12 protein-coding genes are annotated in these 14,440 nt (G+C 71.1%); 8 read left to right on the forward strand and 4 right to left on the reverse strand.

Annotated elements, in window-relative coordinates; all coding sequences use genetic code 11:
- The first annotated feature begins 206 nt into the window (after positions 1–206).
- The 6 genes from ettA to FKD65_RS34450 all read left to right on the forward strand — a co-directional run bounded on the left by ettA (position 207) and on the right by FKD65_RS34450 (position 7,735).
- Positions 207–1,871, forward strand: coding sequence for an energy-dependent translational throttle protein EttA (ettA, locus tag FKD65_RS34425; protein WP_141582694.1), 1,665 nt, complete (start codon positions 207–209; stop codon positions 1,869–1,871).
- Positions 1,872–2,033: 162 nt separating this feature from the next.
- Entirely contained in the window at positions 2,034–3,566 is a 1,533-nt protein-coding gene (locus FKD65_RS34430; protein ID WP_240809744.1) for an aldehyde dehydrogenase (NADP(+)), read from the forward strand.
- The gene (locus FKD65_RS34435; RefSeq protein ID WP_240809745.1) at positions 3,563–4,906 is read left to right on the forward strand and encodes an enolase C-terminal domain-like protein; all 1,344 of its coding nucleotides are present in this window, start codon (positions 3,563–3,565) and stop codon (positions 4,904–4,906) included. Before FKD65_RS34430 ends, FKD65_RS34435 begins: the two co-directional genes overlap by 4 nt.
- Positions 4,907–4,946: 40 nt before the next feature.
- Complete coding sequence (locus FKD65_RS34440; protein WP_141582696.1) at positions 4,947–5,378, forward strand: thioesterase family protein; 432 nt, start codon at positions 4,947–4,949, stop codon at positions 5,376–5,378.
- Complete coding sequence (locus FKD65_RS34445; protein WP_141582698.1) at positions 5,375–5,968, forward strand: GNAT family N-acetyltransferase; 594 nt, start codon at positions 5,375–5,377, stop codon at positions 5,966–5,968. Before FKD65_RS34440 ends, FKD65_RS34445 begins: the two co-directional genes overlap by 4 nt.
- 354 nt (positions 5,969–6,322) lie before the next feature.
- Positions 6,323–7,735 (forward strand): S28 family serine protease, encoded by a 1,413-nt coding sequence (locus FKD65_RS34450; RefSeq protein ID WP_240809746.1) that lies wholly within the window; start codon positions 6,323–6,325, stop codon positions 7,733–7,735.
- Between the two features lie 110 nt (positions 7,736–7,845).
- Here FKD65_RS34450 and FKD65_RS34455 read toward each other — a convergent pair whose 3' ends face one another.
- The 4 genes from FKD65_RS34455 to FKD65_RS34470 all read right to left on the reverse strand — a co-directional run bounded on the left by FKD65_RS34455 (position 7,846) and on the right by FKD65_RS34470 (position 11,502).
- On the reverse strand, positions 7,846–9,414 hold the full coding sequence (locus tag FKD65_RS34455) for a glycoside hydrolase family 13 protein (protein ID WP_141582702.1): 1,569 nt from the start codon (positions 9,412–9,414) through the stop codon (positions 7,846–7,848).
- 17 nt (positions 9,415–9,431) lie between these two features.
- Entirely contained in the window at positions 9,432–9,815 is a 384-nt protein-coding gene (locus FKD65_RS34460) for a globin (protein WP_141582704.1), read from the reverse strand.
- A 60-nt stretch (positions 9,816–9,875) separates the two neighbouring features.
- Complete coding sequence (locus FKD65_RS34465; protein WP_141582707.1) at positions 9,876–10,919, reverse strand: mechanosensitive ion channel family protein; 1,044 nt, start codon at positions 10,917–10,919, stop codon at positions 9,876–9,878.
- A gap of 298 nt (positions 10,920–11,217) precedes the next feature.
- Entirely contained in the window at positions 11,218–11,502 is a 285-nt protein-coding gene (locus tag FKD65_RS34470; RefSeq protein ID WP_141582710.1) for a hypothetical protein, read from the reverse strand.
- Positions 11,503–11,926: 424 nt separating this feature from the next.
- Between FKD65_RS34470 and FKD65_RS34475 the strand changes: the two genes are divergently transcribed.
- Positions 11,927–13,546 (forward strand): XRE family transcriptional regulator, encoded by a 1,620-nt coding sequence (locus FKD65_RS34475; protein ID WP_240809747.1) that lies wholly within the window; start codon positions 11,927–11,929, stop codon positions 13,544–13,546.
- 5 nt (positions 13,547–13,551) lie between these two features.
- Positions 13,552–14,157, forward strand: a complete 606-nt coding sequence (locus tag FKD65_RS34480; protein WP_141582712.1) for a GNAT family N-acetyltransferase — start codon at positions 13,552–13,554, stop codon at positions 14,155–14,157.
- Positions 14,158–14,440 lie beyond the last annotated feature (283 nt).

Genomic DNA, 14,440 nt, shown 5'->3' on the forward strand with positions numbered 1-14,440 from the left:
GGGGGCTTGGGCGTCCAACCGGTTGATGGCTGGGTGGGTAGGGCGGGGTTGGTGGTCCGGCGGCGGGGGGCGGGGCGCGGAGGTGGTTGGTGGTGGGGGTGTTGTGGGGGGCTCGGAGGCGTGTGGGGTGCGGGGTGAGGTGTGTTGGGGGGTGAGTGGGGGCGCGGCGCGATAAAGAGGTTCCAGGACCCCCTAGTCTTGACGGCATGGCCGAGTACATCTACACGATGCAGCGTGTGCGCAAGGCACATGGCGACAAGGTCGTCCTCGACGACGTCACCCTGCATTTCCTTCCGGGCGCGAAGATCGGCGTCCTGGGGCCCAACGGCACCGGTAAGTCGACGCTGCTGCGGATGATGGCCGGTCTGGAACAGCCCTCGAACGGCGACGCGCGCCTCATGCCCGGGTTCTCCGTCGGCATGTTGCAGCAGGAGCCTCCGCTGAACGAGGAGAAGGACGTCCTCGGGAACGTCCAGGAGGGCGTCGCCGAGACCAAGGCGATGCTCGACCGGTTCAACGAGATCGCCGAGAAGATGGCGACGGACTACTCCGACGAGCTGATGGAGGAGATGGGCAAGCTGCAGGAGCAGCTCGACCATCGCAACGCTTGGGACCTCGACAGCCAGCTCGACCAGGCGATGGACGCGCTGCGCTGCCCGCCCGGCGACGCCGAGGTGTCGAAGCTGTCGGGTGGTGAGCGCCGGCGCGTCGCGCTGTGCAAGCTGCTGCTGGAGGCGCCCGACCTGCTGCTGCTGGACGAGCCCACCAACCACCTGGACGCCGAGAGCGTCCAGTGGCTGGAGCAGTTCCTCGCCAAGTACGAGGGCACCGTCCTGGCCGTCACCCACGACCGGTACTTCCTCGACAACGTGGCCACCTGGATCCTGGAGCTGGACCGGGGCCGCTGCTACCCCTACGAGGGCAACTACTCCGTCTACCTGGAGAAGAAGGCCGACCGGCTCAAGGTCGAGGGCAACAAGGACGCCAAGCGCAAGAAGCGCCTCCAGGACGAGCTGGAGTGGGTCCGGTCGAACCCCAAGGCCCGGCAGACCAAGAGCAAGGCGCGCCTCGAGCGGTACGAGGAGATGGCCGCCGAGGCCGCCAAGCACCGCAAGCTGGACTTCGAGGAGATCCAGATCCCGCCGGGCCCCCGGCTCGGGCAGACGGTGATCGTCGCCGACAAGCTGACCAAGGGCTTCGACGACCGGCTGCTGATGGACGACCTGACGTTCAACCTGCCGCCGAACGGCATCGTCGGCGTCATCGGCCCGAACGGCGTCGGCAAGACCACGCTGTTCCGGATGATCGTCGGGGAGGAGCAGCCGGACGCGGGCGACCTGCGGGTCGGCGAGACCGTCAAGATCGCCTACGTCGACCAGGGCCGCGGCGGCATCGACCCGAAGAAGACGGTGTGGGAGGTCGTCTCGGACGGCCTGGACCACATCAACGTCGGCCAGGTCGAGATGCCGTCCCGCGCGTACGTCGCTGCGTTCGGGTTCAAGGGCCCCGACCAGCAGAAGCCCGCCGGCGTCCTGTCCGGCGGCGAGCGCAACCGCCTCAACCTGGCGCTGACCCTCAAGCAGGGCGGCAACGTCCTGCTGCTGGACGAGCCGACCAACGACCTGGACACCGAGACCCTGTCCAGCCTGGAGAACGCCCTCCTGGAGTTCCCCGGGTGCGCCGTGATCACCTCGCACGACCGGTGGTTCCTCGACCGCATCGCCACGCACATCCTCGCGTGGGAAGAGGGCTCGAACTGGTTCTGGTTCGAGGGCAACTTCGCCGACTACGAGAAGAACAAGATCGAGCGGCTGGGCGCCGACGCCGCCCGCCCGCACCGGGTCACGCACCGCAAGCTGACCCGCGACTGACCCCGTCGCCACCGGACGGCCGCGCGATCACGATCGCGCGGCCGTCCGCGTTATCGATACTCGTGACGCATCGAACGATGCGCTTTTCGTGTTGGACAGGTATCGATCGCGTCTCCTATCGTCCGGGTTCAGGCACTCCGCCGGACCTGGGAGGACGGGATCTTGGCGCGGCTCACCGGGCAGATGCTGATCGGATCCGAGCACGTCACGGGCACGGGGGAGGCGATCACCGCCGTCGATCCCCGCACCGGTGAGCGGCTCGCACCGGAGTACCGCTACGGCGGCGACGCCGAGGTGGACCGGGCCTGCGCCCTCGCGGAAGAGGCGTTCGACGCCTACCGCGCCACGGGGCCGCGGGAGCGGGCTGCGCTCCTCGAATCGGTCGCCGGGCGGCTCGACGACCAGGCGGGCGAGCTGGTCCAGCGCGCCGCGTCCGAGACGGGGCTTCCCGCCGCGCGGCTGACCGGGGAGGTCGCGCGCACCTCGGGGCAGTTGCGCCTGTTCGCGTCCGACCTGCGCGCTGCGCCGTCCGGCGCCACCGCCCGCTACGGCGCGAATCCGCCGGAGGGCGCCGGCCTCGCGGGCGGTACGGCCGTGAGCGTCGACCCGGCGGGCGAGGGCGTGCCGGAGATCCGGCAGGGGCGGGTGCCGCTCGGACCCGTCGCGGTGTTCGGGGCGAGCAACTTCCCGCTGGCGTTCTCGGTGGCGGGCGGCGACACCGCCGCGGCGCTCGCGGCGGGCTGCCCCGTGATCGTGAAGGCGCACGACGCCCACCCCGGCACGTGCGAGCTCGCCGGACGGGCCGTGGCGGAGGCCGTCCGGGAGGCCGGGCTGCCCGGGGGAGTGTTCTCGATGCTCTACGGGGACGGGCCCACGCTCGGCATCGCGCTCGTCACCGACCCGCGGGTCCAGGCCGTCGGGTTCACCGGGTCCCGGAAGGCGGGGCTGGCGATCGCGGGCGCGGCGGCGGCGCGGCCGCGGCCGATCCCCGTCTACACGGAGATGAGCAGCGTCAACCCCGTCTTCCTGCTGCCGGACGCGCTGGCCGAGCGTCCCGCCGGACTGGCGGAGGAGTACGTCGGCTCGGTGACGCTCGGGGCCGGGCAGTTCTGCACCAATCCGGGGCTCGTCTTCGCGGTCGGCGGGCCCGGCCTCGACGCCTTCCTCGACGCGGCGGCGTCGGCGATCGAGGCCGACCCGGGAGCCCCCATGCTCACGCCGGGCATCGCCCGCGCCTACGCCGAAGGCGTCGAGCGGCTCGAACGGCGTCCCGGCGTGGAGATCCTGGCGCGCGGCCGGGCCCCCGAGGCGGCGGCCGGGTGCCGGGCCGCCCTCGCGGCCGTGGACGCCGGGGACTTCGGGCCCGACCTCCAGGAGGAGGTCTTCGGCGCCTGCTCGCTCGTCGTCCGCTGCGGCGACCTCGACGAGGCCATCGGCCTGGCCCGCGGGCTGGAGGGCCAGCTGACCGCGACGATCCACGGCGGGGGCGAGGCGGCGGAGCGGCTGCTGCCCGTCCTGGAGCGGCTCGCCGGACGGATCCTGTGGGGCGGATGGCCCACCGGCGTCCGGGTAGGGCACGCGATGGTCCACGGCGGACCGTACCCGGCGACGTCCGACGCGCGGACGACGTCCGTCGGGAGCCTCGCCGTGGAGCGGTTCCAGCGGCCGATCGCCTACCAGGGGGTACCGAGGTGAGCACACCGGTCGTGACCGGGATGCGGGTCGTGCCGGTCGCCGGGCGCGACAGCATGCTGCTCAACCTGGGCGGCGCCCACGGCCCGTTCTTCACGCGGAACCTGGTGCTGCTCACCGACTCCTCCGGAGCCACGGGCGTCGGGGAGGTGCCGGGCGGCGAGGGCATCCGGTGGACGCTGGAGGACGCCCGCGAGCTGGTGGTGGGCAGGCCCATCGGACGGTCCGACGAGATCCTGGGCGGGATCCGCGCGGCGTTCGGCCATCTGGACGCGGGCGGGCGCGGCTCCCTCACCCACGACACCAGGATCGCCGTCCACGCGCTGAGCGCGATCGAGTCGGCGCTGCTCGACCTGATGGGCCGGTTCCTCGACGTGCCGGTGGCGGCGCTGCTCGGCGACGGCGTCCAGCGCCGGACGGTCCCGGTGCTCGGCTACCTGTTCTACGTCGGCGACCGGAACAAGGCAGACCTTCCGTACGAAGCACCACCGGACGGGGCGGACGGCTGGCTGCGGGTGCGGCGCGAGGAGGCGCTGACGCCGGAGGCGATCGTCCGGCAGGCGGAGGCGGCGCAGGAGCGGTACGGCTTCGCCGACTTCAAGCTCAAGGGCGGCGTCCTGCGGGGCGAGGAGGAGGCGCAGGCGGTGCGGGCGCTCGCCGAGAGGTTCCCCGAGGCGCGCATCAACCTGGACCCGAACGGCGCCTGGTCCTTGGAGGAGGCCGTCCGGCTCGGCACCGAGCTGAGGGACGTCCTCGCCTACGCCGAGGACCCGTGCGGCGCGGAGCGCGGCTACTCGGGCCGCGAGACGATGGCGGAGTTCCGCCGCGCCACCGGCCTGCGCACCGCCACCAACATGATCGCGGTCGACTGGCGGCAGCTCGGCCACGCGATCCGGCTGGACGCCGTGGACATCCCCCTCGCCGACCCGCACTTCTGGACGCTGCGCGGCTCGGTGCGGGTGGCGCAGCTCTGCCAGGCATGGGGCCTGACCTGGGGCTCTCACTCCAACAACCACTTCGACGTGTCGCTGGCGATGTTCACCCACGCCGCCGCGGCCGCGCCCGGGGAGATCACCGCGATCGACACCCACTGGATCTGGCAGGACGGCCAGCGCCTGACGAAGGAGCCGCCCCGGATCTCCGGCGGTGAGATCGCGCTGCCCGACGGCCCGGGGCTCGGCGTCGAGGTCGACGAGGAGCGGATCGAGGAGGCGCACGACCTCTACGTCCGGTACGGGCTGGGCGACCGCGACGACGCCGCCGCGATGGAGTACCTCGTCCCCGGCTGGCGGTTCGACCCGAAGCGCCCCTGCCTCGTCAGGGAGTTCACCTGGTCCGGGTAGCATCGGGCCGACCCCGGTTCCCCTTCACCCAGGCGAGGACATGCAGCAGCTGCCCACGACCGAGTACCGGCACGTCTACGAATTCAAGATCCGGTTCGGCGACATCGACTCCCAGGGACACGTGAACAACGTCAAGTTCCTCGGCTACCTCGAGGACGCGCGGCTGGAGATGTTCCACGGCGACCCGGTGCGCAAGGGGGAGCAGCCCGTCCGCGGCATGGTGATCTCGCGGCACGAGATCGACTACCGGCACCCGCTGCTGCCGACCGTCTACCCGATCCGGGTGGAGACGTGGGTGACCGAGGCCCGCGCCGCGTCGTTCAAGCTGGCCTACGAGGTGCGCGACGACGACCACCTGTACGCCGAGGCGACCTCGACCCTCGTCGCGTTCGACGTGGAGGCGAACCGGCTGCGGCGCTTCACCCCGCAGGAGCGTGAGTTCATCGGGCGGTACGTGGCGCCCGAATCATGACGGCGCTGGCCGGCCCCCCGCCCGCGCCGACCGCCCGCCGGCTCGGGGTGCGCCTGCGCGCCGTCCGGATGGGCGACGCGGAGCCGCTCGCGGCACTGTACCGGGAGAACCGCGACTACCTGCGCCCCTGGGAACCGGAGCGGGGCGAGGCGTACTTCAGCGTCGGCGGCCAGCGCGACAACCTGCGCGAGCTGGTCGAGGCGCACGCGGCGGGGGAGATGTGGCCGGCCGTCGTCCTCGTCGGCGGCGAGATCGCCGGGCGCGTCACGCTCAACAACATCCTGCGCGGACCGCTCCAGAGCTGCTTCGTCGGCTACTGGGTGGCGCGCGCGCACACCGGCAGGGGCGTCGCCACCGAGGCGGTCCGGCAGGCACTGGACGTGGCGTTCGGCGACCTGCGCCTGCACCGCGTCGAGGCGTTCACGCGGGTGGACAACGTCGCGTCCCAGCGCGTGCTCGAACGCAACGGCTTCACCCCCGTGGGGACGGCCCGCCGCCACATCCACCTGGACGGGCGCTGGCACGACGAGCGGTTCTTCGAGCGCCTGGCCCCCTGGGACGACGGCTTCGCCCTCGTCCCCCCGTCCTGACCCCCGCTCCACCCTCTCGCTTCTCCGGCCCCGCCCAGGTTCACCGGACGCGGGTTCGCGGACGCCGAGGCGACCGGGCTGATCTCCGCCGCGCGATGCCGCCGTTCCGGACGTGATCGAGGTTCGGCCGGGCGGCCGGCGTTCCTCCAGCGTGGACGCCATTGCCTGCCTGATCACTGTTTCGCCCCTTCTGAGGTTGTCTTCCGGTCTGATCGTGTGACAACCGAGCCGTCACGGATAGGTAACAAGCCCAACAGCAATCCGTTTTCGCCGTGCTTCTCCCTCTAGGGTCGCGTCGCGAATGTGGAGAACCCACGTGAAAGGGGCACAATGCGGCGCGTCTCACGAGGAGCCATGGCACTGCTGCTCGCCGCGGGCATGACCGGGGCGGGCGCCACCGCGGCGCAGGCCGCGGCCACGGCTCAGGCGGGCACGGCGAAGGCCGGCGCCGCCCAGGCGGGCGACATCCTCGCCCAGCTGAAGGCGATCCCCGGAATGCAGGTGACGGAGAAGCCGTCCACCCTGCCGGGCTACCGCTGGTTCTGGCTCGAGTACCGGCAGCCGGTCGACCACCGCAACCCGCGGGGGCAGTGGTTCGAGCAGCGCATCATGTTGCAGCACAAGGCGGCGGACCGTCCCATGGTGCTCTACACCAGCGGGTACAACACGCCGGAGACGATGTTCACCTCCGAGCCGACGGCGCTGGTCGACGGCAACCAGATCTCGGTCGAGTACCGGTACTTCACCCCGTCCCGTCCCGAGCCGACGGACTGGAAGAAGGACACGATCTGGCAGGCCGCCACCGACGAGCACCGGCTGATCGGCGCGCTCAAGACCATCTACAAGGGCAAGTGGATCTCGACGGGGGCCAGCAAGGGCGGCATGACGGCCGTCTACCACAAGCGCTTCTACCCCCGTGACGTCGACGGCAGCGTCGTGTACGTGGCGCCGAACGACGTCAACAACAACGACGACCGCGCCTACGACAAGTTCTTCCAGACGGTCGGCTCCGACCCCGAGTGCCGGGCGAACGTCAAGGCGCTCGCGCGCAAGTTCCTCGAGCGCCGCCCCGAGATGCTCAAGCGCTTCAAGGCCGCCGCCGACGAGAACGGCTGGACGTTCGAGATCCTGCGCACGCAGGACCGCGCGTTCGAGAACTCGGTGATGGACTACGAGTGGGGCTTCTGGCAGTACAGCCTGCAGTCCGCCTGCGCGTCGCTGCCCAAGGCGGGCACGGCCACGGACGACCAGCTCTACGAGACGCTCGACAACATCTCCGGCCTGTCGTTCTACAGCGACCAAGGCCTCTCCCCGTACATCCCGTACTACTACCAGGCGGGCACGCAGCTCGGCTGGCCGACGCCGAAGTTCAAGCACCTGCGGCCGCTGCTGCGGTACGAGGACAGCTACCAGCCGCGCACCTACGTCCCGCGTGACATCCCCATGCGGTTCGACAACGGACGTGCCATGCGCGACATCGACAAGTGGGTGCGCGGCAACGCCAACCACATGCTGTTCCTGTACGGCGCCAACGACCCGTGGGGTTCCGAGCCGTTCCGCCTCGGTCGCGGCAGCCGCGACTCGGCCGTCTACGTCGCCCCGGGCATGAACCACAGCGGCCGGCTCATCGCCAAGCTGCCCGCCGACCAGCAGTCCAAGGCGGTCGCCGACGTCAAGCGCTGGGCCGGTGTCGGGACCGGCATGCAGACCCTCAAGTCGGGTCTGGTCGCCGACGACCCGCTCCAGCTCCAGCGCCCGCCGCTGTAGCCGGAGGCGCTGATCGGGTGCTGTAGCCCAAGGCGTCTTCCAGCGGAGTCCCGCGGTGTGCCGGTTCGTGCGTTGACCCCTCGCACGGACCGGCGCACCGCGTCGCGCGTTCAGGGGGCGGACAGCCAGGCGGCGGTGTTGCCGGGGAGCAGGTCGCCGTAGAGGGGCGTGCTCGTCAGCAGCGGCTCCCCGGCGGGGAGCCGCACCGGGTTGTCGCCGCAGTTGAGCGCGCAGACGAGCGGACCCCGGCGGAAGAACAGGGCCGTCTCGGGGGAGTCGATCCACTCCAGCTCGTCCGGGAGGCCGTCCTGGAGGCGGTGGCGCAGGGCGAGCGCCTCGCGGTACCAGCTCAGCATGGAGAACGGGTCGGACGCCTGTGCCTCGGCGGTCAGCGACGCCCACTCCTGCGGCATCGGCAGCCACGGCCGGGCGCCGCCCGAGGAGAAGCCGTAGGGCTCGGCGCGGCCCGACCACGGCAGCGGTACCCGGCAGCCGTCGCGTCCGGCGGTCTGCCCGTTCGTGCGCTTGAAGATGGGGTCCTGCCGGGCCTCGTCAGGCAGATCGGTCACCTCCGGCAGGCCCAGCTCCTCGCCCTGGTACAGGTAGGCAGACCCCGGAAGCGCCAAGAGCAGCAGCAGCGCCGCCTTGGCTCTCACATGCCCGATGCCGGGGAAGCCGCGCGGCTCCTCGTAGCGGGTGACGTGGCGGACCGAGTCGTGGCTCGACAGCACCCACGTCGGGGCGGCGCCCATGGGGGCGACGGCCTTCAGCGCGGCGTCGATCACCTCGCGGAACGCCATGGCCGACCACGGGGCCAGCTGCAGGTCGAACTGGAAGACCTGGTGCAGTTCGTCTGGGCGCAGATAGAGCGCGAGGTCTTGCGGGCCGTCCGTCCACACCTCGCCTATGGCCATGCGGTCGTCGTACCCGTCGAGGATCTGCCGCCATCTCCGGTACACGTCGTGGACCTCGGGACGGCTGTACATCGGGCCGTTCAGCATGCGCCTGTCCTGGCCGTGGAGGTCGCGGAACGACTCGTCCTTGAACAGGCCCGCGGCGACGTCGATGCGGAAGCCGTCCACACCCCGGTCGAGCCAGAAGCGCAGGATGTCCTCGAACTCGTGCCGCACCTCCGGGTTGCGCCAGTTGAAGTCGGGCTGCTCGGGCGCGTACAGGTGCAGGTACCACTCGCCGTCGTCAAGCCGCGTCCAGGCGGAACCCCCGAACGCGGACGGCCAGTCGTTCGGCGGGTCCTCCTCGCCGGGACGTTCCCCTGGCTTGCCGGACCGGAAGATGTAGCGGGAGCGTGCGGGTGACCCGGGCGGCGCGGCGAGCGCCTCCCGGAACCAGCGGTGCCGGTCCGAGGAGTGGTTCGGGACGATGTCGACGATCAGCCGCAGCCCGTGGTCGTGCGCGTCCGACACGAGGGCGTCGAAGTCGTCCAGCGTGCCGAACCGGGGGTCGACGTCGCGGTAGTCGGCCACGTCGTAGCCGCCGTCCGCCAGGGGCGAGGTGTAGAAGGGGGTGAGCCACAGCGCGTCGATGCCGAGGTCGCGCAGGTGGCCGAGCCGGGACCGGATCCCCTGGAGGTCGCCTTCGCCGTTCCCGTCGGCGTCGGCGAAGCTGCGGACGTAGACCTCGTACACGACGGCGTTGCGCCACCACGGGATTCGCGTCATACGGGGCGATCTACCCCTCAGGTAGGGGCGTTCACCATGCTCTGGGCGGCCATCGTGAAGTAGGCCCAGAGCTGCTTCTCCAGATCCTCCGGAAGCCCGAGCTCGTCGACGGCCACCCGCATGTGCCGCAGCCACGCGTCCCGCTCGGCCGAGCCGATGACGAACGGCACGTGGCGCATGCGGAGCCTCGGATGCCCACGCTGCATGCTGTAGGTGTTGGGGCCGCCCCAGTACTGGATGAGGAACAGCCGGAGCCTCTCCTCGGCCGGGCCGAGGTCCTCCTCGGGGTAGAGGGCGCGGAGTTCGGGGTCTTCCGCGACGCCCTGGTAGAAGCGGTGGACGAGCCGGTGGAAGGTCTCCTCGCCGCCGACAGCCTCGTAGAAGGTCACCTGTTCAGCCATAGCGGTCCCACCCTATGTGAGGGGCGTCCCTTTCCTCACCTTGATCCATCCGGAGGCCGGCTAGGGCGCCGGGGTGGCGACCGTGACGCCCGCCTCGTCGAACGCCCGCTTGACGCGTTCGCGCAGCTCGCGGGCGACGTCCCCCTGCTTGCCCGGTGCCGTCTTCAGTACGACGCGGATCACGATGGCGTCTCCGGCGAGGGCCTGCACGCCCCACACCGAGGGCTGCTCAAGCACGATGTCGCTCCACGGGGCGTCCGCGGCCATCTCGTCGGCGGTGGCCTGCAGGATCTCCTTGACCTTCTCGGTGTCCTCGTTGATGTCGACCGGGATGTCGAGGACGGCGCGGCCCCAGTTCTGCGACTCGTTCCCGACCTTCTTGATCTCGCCGTTCGGGACGTACCAGACGACGCCGTTCACGTCCCGCATGCGGGTGACCCGCAGCGTGACGGCCTCGACCGTCCCCTTGGCGCTGCCCACGTCGATGACGTCGCCGACGCCGTACTGGTCCTCCAGCAGCATGAACAGCCCGGCGAGGAGGTCCTTGACGATGTTCTGCGCGCCGAAGCCGACCGCGACGCCGATGACGCTGGCGCTGGCCAGTATGGGGGCGAGGTTGAGGCCGAGCGAGCCGAGGATGCTGAACGCGGCCGTCCCCATGATGATGACGGACGCGATGGAGCGCAGCACCGAGCCGAGCGTCTGGGCCCGCTGGGCGCGCCGCCTGTTGAGCAGGGCCGGGCTGCCCTCGAAGACCGTCCGGGACCGCTCCCGGACCTTCTCCGACATCGTGCCCTCGGCCATCCGCAGCGTGACCTTGGTGATCATCCGGTGCGCGATGTTCTTCACGATCAGCGCGACCACGAAGGTCACGATGATCCACAGCAGGGTGGTGAGCGGCGTGTCCAGCCAGGTGGCCCAGAAGCGCGTGAAGTCGGTGTTCTTCGAGATGTTCCAGACCAGCCGGCACGAGATGCTGGGGTCGGTGTTCTTGCAGGCCGCCTCCGGGGTGCCGTTCTCGGCCCAGGGCAGGAACGGCTTGGCGGCCGGCGACACGGCGAGCTGCGCGGCGAGCGGCACGCTGATCGACGCGACTAGAGACATGGTGTGGCAGACCCTCCCCGGCCTTTTGTGGTGCCTCGACACCTCGCCGTGGACCCGCGGCGGGTACGAGCCCGATCGTAGGGGACTGTTCCGACCGGTTCGTACGAACGCCGAACGGGGTGTCGAGGCCGGCCGGGGAGGGGGCCCGCCGGGCGAACGTGTCCCGCGAGGTCCGCGGCTGCCGCGCCCTTCTCGCCGCGGCCTCGCGGGACACGCCCGGTCTTGCCGGGCGCCCGGTCGGGGCGCCCGAGTCTGTGGTGGAGATCGGGCCGGGGCCCGGGTGCTCAGGAGCGGCCGTTCACCTCGCGGCGAGCGGCTGGAGGACGTGCGCCAGCTTGAGGGCGGCGCCGCCCACGTCGTCGACGCGGTGCATGCGCTCACCCCACGACCACCAGAAGTAGTGGTCCTTGGTCTCGGGGGCCGGCGCGCAGGTGACGTCCTCCGCGAGGCTCGCGGCCGCCGGGTTGACGACCCTCAGGAAGGCCGGACCCGAGCGGGTCCTGACCACGCGGGCGACGAGGCCCCGCGTGTCGAGTTCGTGCTCCAGCTCTTCGAGGTAGCCGACGCGTCTGTCGCTGACCACCTTCGCACCCCCTCCATAGGCGGGCCTCTCGCCCGCGGGCACGGCGCCCGGTCGATCGGGTCGATCGACTCTCCGGATTCGTTCGATCACACCAAGCGAGAATCGCAACTCTCACACTGACCGGTCAAGGGGGTGGTCGGGGGGCGGAGAACCGGATTTCCCCACCTCAGGGGAAGTCTCTCCTCCTGCGGAGGAAAATCCTCTACCCACGGGGTGCGAGGCACCTCCCGGCCCTCACCACTTCCCTGGAATCGCTTGGCGGGGACTGTGGCGGGGATTACGCTGCGTGCGCAAGAGATTATCTGTTGTGGCCATTTCGACCGGTCGTCGGGGCAAGGACGACCGCCCACCCCCCGAGTGGACGGCGTTCCGGGCCCGGCGTTGAGGAGGCCGGATGTCGGACCCCCCTCGGAAGGAAACGGACGTGGCTCGCCGGATCCGCGCGCACGCCCTGGCCCGGGGGCGGGGGCCCGTCGAGATCGCACAGGAAATCCACGAGCAGTGCGGGCCGCTGTTCGGTACCAGCCGGATCAAGGCGCACCGGCTGGCGCACGGCGTCGCGCTGTCCGACATCGTGGCGCAGGTCAAGGCGCTCTACGAGGTCGAGGGCAAGCCGACGCCGCGCTTAGGGGAGACGCTTCTGTCCGCCTATGAGAGCGGATACAAGCGTCCAGGCCCCGAGTACCTGCACTACCTCTGCGCCGTCTACCGGGTGGAGCCCGACGCCCTCGACTACCAGAGCCCCTGCATCTGCGGGCGTGGCCACGCGGCTCGCGCGGGCGCCGCGACCGTCCCCCAGCCGCGCACGCCGGACCGGCGCCCGGTACCCGACCCCGACGCGATCGTCGGGGCCATCGTGCCCAGGAGCGAGGAGCGCCCCTGGGCGACCGTCAACGAACTGCGGGGCCACGACCGCGCCGAGGGCCCCCTGACCATTGATGTTGGAGAGGAGGACATCGTGCTTCGTAGGACCCTTCTGCAGTTGCTGGCCGGAGCGGGCGTGGCGCTCGACGGTCAGTTCCTTGGGGCCGTCGACAACCTGCGCCGCAAGATGGACGACACGCTCGTCGGCGCGACGGTCTCGCCGACCATGCTCGACCAGTGGGAGGAGACCACCTACGGCTACGGCCGGCAGTACCAGGCGACCCCTTCGCTTCGGATGCTGTGCGACGTGCTGCTCGACTTCAGCGAGGTGCGGCGCATGTGCGACAAGCGCCAGCCCGTCGAGCTGCAGGAGCGGCTGTGCCGGATCGCCGCCCAGTTGTCCGGGCTGTCGGGGCTCATCATGATCAACCTGGGGGACCACCGGCTGGCCCGCTCGTTCTTCCGGACCGCCCGTACCGCCGCCGACGAGACCGGCGACCGCCAGCTCCGCGCCTGGGTGACCGTCCGCGAGTCGCTGGTGCCGATGTACTACGGCGACCCGCGCGAGGCGCTGCACCTGGCCCGCAAGGCGCAGGACCTCGCCGGCCGGACGCCCGGCGTCGCCGCCGCCATGGCCCCCGCCGTGGAGGCGCGCGCCCTCGGCATGCTGGCGATGCGCGGCCGCGGCGACGCCGCCCCCAGCGCCCGCCGCGCGCTGGTGCGCGGGCGCTCGGTGTTCGAGCAGTTGTCCAAGACCGACACCTCGGACCTGGTGTTCGGGTTCACCGACCGGCAGATGGCCTTCTACGAGGGCGACACGTTCACCAACCTCGGCGACCACAGGCAGGGCGACGAGGCGCTCAGCCACGCGCTGACCCTCTACTCGCCCACCGACCGCGTCGACCTGACGCTGGTGAGGCTCGACCGGGCGATGTGCAAGCTGCACGGGGGCGAGCCCGACGCCGCGCTGGCGGCCGGCCAGGAGGCCATCTTCGACCTGCCGGCCGACCACCGGTCCGACATCCTCGTCCACCGGGCCAGGCAGATCGGCGCCGCGGTCGCCGCCAAGTGCGGCCAGATACCGGAACTGAAGGACTTCTACGAGGCCCTCTCCGGGCCGTCGGTGAAGAGCCCCACCCAGGAGCCCCCCGCCGCGGTCCGCCCGGGGGAGCAGGTCTGACCGGAATGAGCACGCCCGACAGCGCCTCCTGGCAAGGCCACCCCACCCTCGTCCGGCTGAAGGACGAGCCCCCCGAATGGCAGTACGGCGACCTGCGGATCCGCCGCTACCGCGCCCAAGACCACGGCGTGGTCCTGGCCCTGCACCGCGAGGGCCTGGCCCAGGTGGGCCTGCGCCCCGGCGACGGCGTCTACTACGACCACGACTTCTTCCAGATGGAGGCCCTCTATCTCCGCAACGACGGCGAGTTCCTCGTCGGCGAACTCGGCCACCGGATAGTCGCGATGGGCGGCCTGCGCCGCGCCGACCTGATCCCAGGCGGCCACGCCCGCGCCTACGGCGGCTACACCCTCGGCAACCCTGCCCTGGACGCGGTGGAGATGGTGCGCCTGCGCGTCCGACCCGCCGTCCAGCGCCGGGGCTACGGCACCGCGATAGTACAGGCCCTGGAAGAACGCGCGGTCGAGTACGGCTACCGAATCCTGCGCGCCGACACCACAGAACTCCAGACCCCGGCCCTGGCCCTCTACCGCAGGTTCGGCTGGACGGAGACCCGCCGCGAGACCATAGGCGGCATAGTCAACATCTACATCGAGAAAAAGCTCCGCTGACCCTAGGCCGCGCCGCGCTCACCGCCACCCCTCCACCCCCCAACGAAGAGCGCAACAGCATGCCGTAACGACCACGCCCACGAGCCTGAGCCACGACCTCGCACCACAACACCGGCCACGAGCCACAGCCACTACGGCCCAGTCACCACAACAACCTCAGACCACCAAAGCACCACGCAACACCCTCAACGGTTGCGATCACACGTCCGAAGGCAGGTTCGAGCGGAGCGAGAATCTGATCGCGCAGCGAGCCGCAAGGCGAGCCGGAGCGATGCCAGCGATC

It is taken from the genome of Actinomadura sp. WMMA1423 (assembly GCF_006547145.1).
Lineage (GTDB): Bacteria > Actinomycetota > Actinomycetes > Streptosporangiales > Streptosporangiaceae > Spirillospora.

Excerpts from the sequence above, each read along its gene's own strand:
- FKD65_RS34465 (WP_141582707.1), bottom strand. The coding sequence starts at position 10,919 with ATGTCTCTAGTCGCGTCGATCAGCGTGCCGCTCGCCGCGCAGCTCGCC.
- ettA (WP_141582694.1), top strand. The coding sequence starts at position 207 with ATGGCCGAGTACATCTACACGATGCAGCGTGTGCGCAAGGCACATGGC.
- FKD65_RS34480 (WP_141582712.1), top strand. The coding sequence starts at position 13,552 with ATGAGCACGCCCGACAGCGCCTCCTGGCAAGGCCACCCCACCCTCGTC.
- FKD65_RS34455 (WP_141582702.1), bottom strand. The coding sequence starts at position 9,414 with ATGACGCGAATCCCGTGGTGGCGCAACGCCGTCGTGTACGAGGTCTAC.
- FKD65_RS34450 (WP_240809746.1), top strand. The coding sequence starts at position 6,323 with ATGGCACTGCTGCTCGCCGCGGGCATGACCGGGGCGGGCGCCACCGCG.
- FKD65_RS34445 (WP_141582698.1), top strand. The coding sequence starts at position 5,375 with ATGACGGCGCTGGCCGGCCCCCCGCCCGCGCCGACCGCCCGCCGGCTC.
- FKD65_RS34440 (WP_141582696.1), top strand. The coding sequence starts at position 4,947 with ATGCAGCAGCTGCCCACGACCGAGTACCGGCACGTCTACGAATTCAAG.
- FKD65_RS34460 (WP_141582704.1), bottom strand. The coding sequence starts at position 9,815 with ATGGCTGAACAGGTGACCTTCTACGAGGCTGTCGGCGGCGAGGAGACC.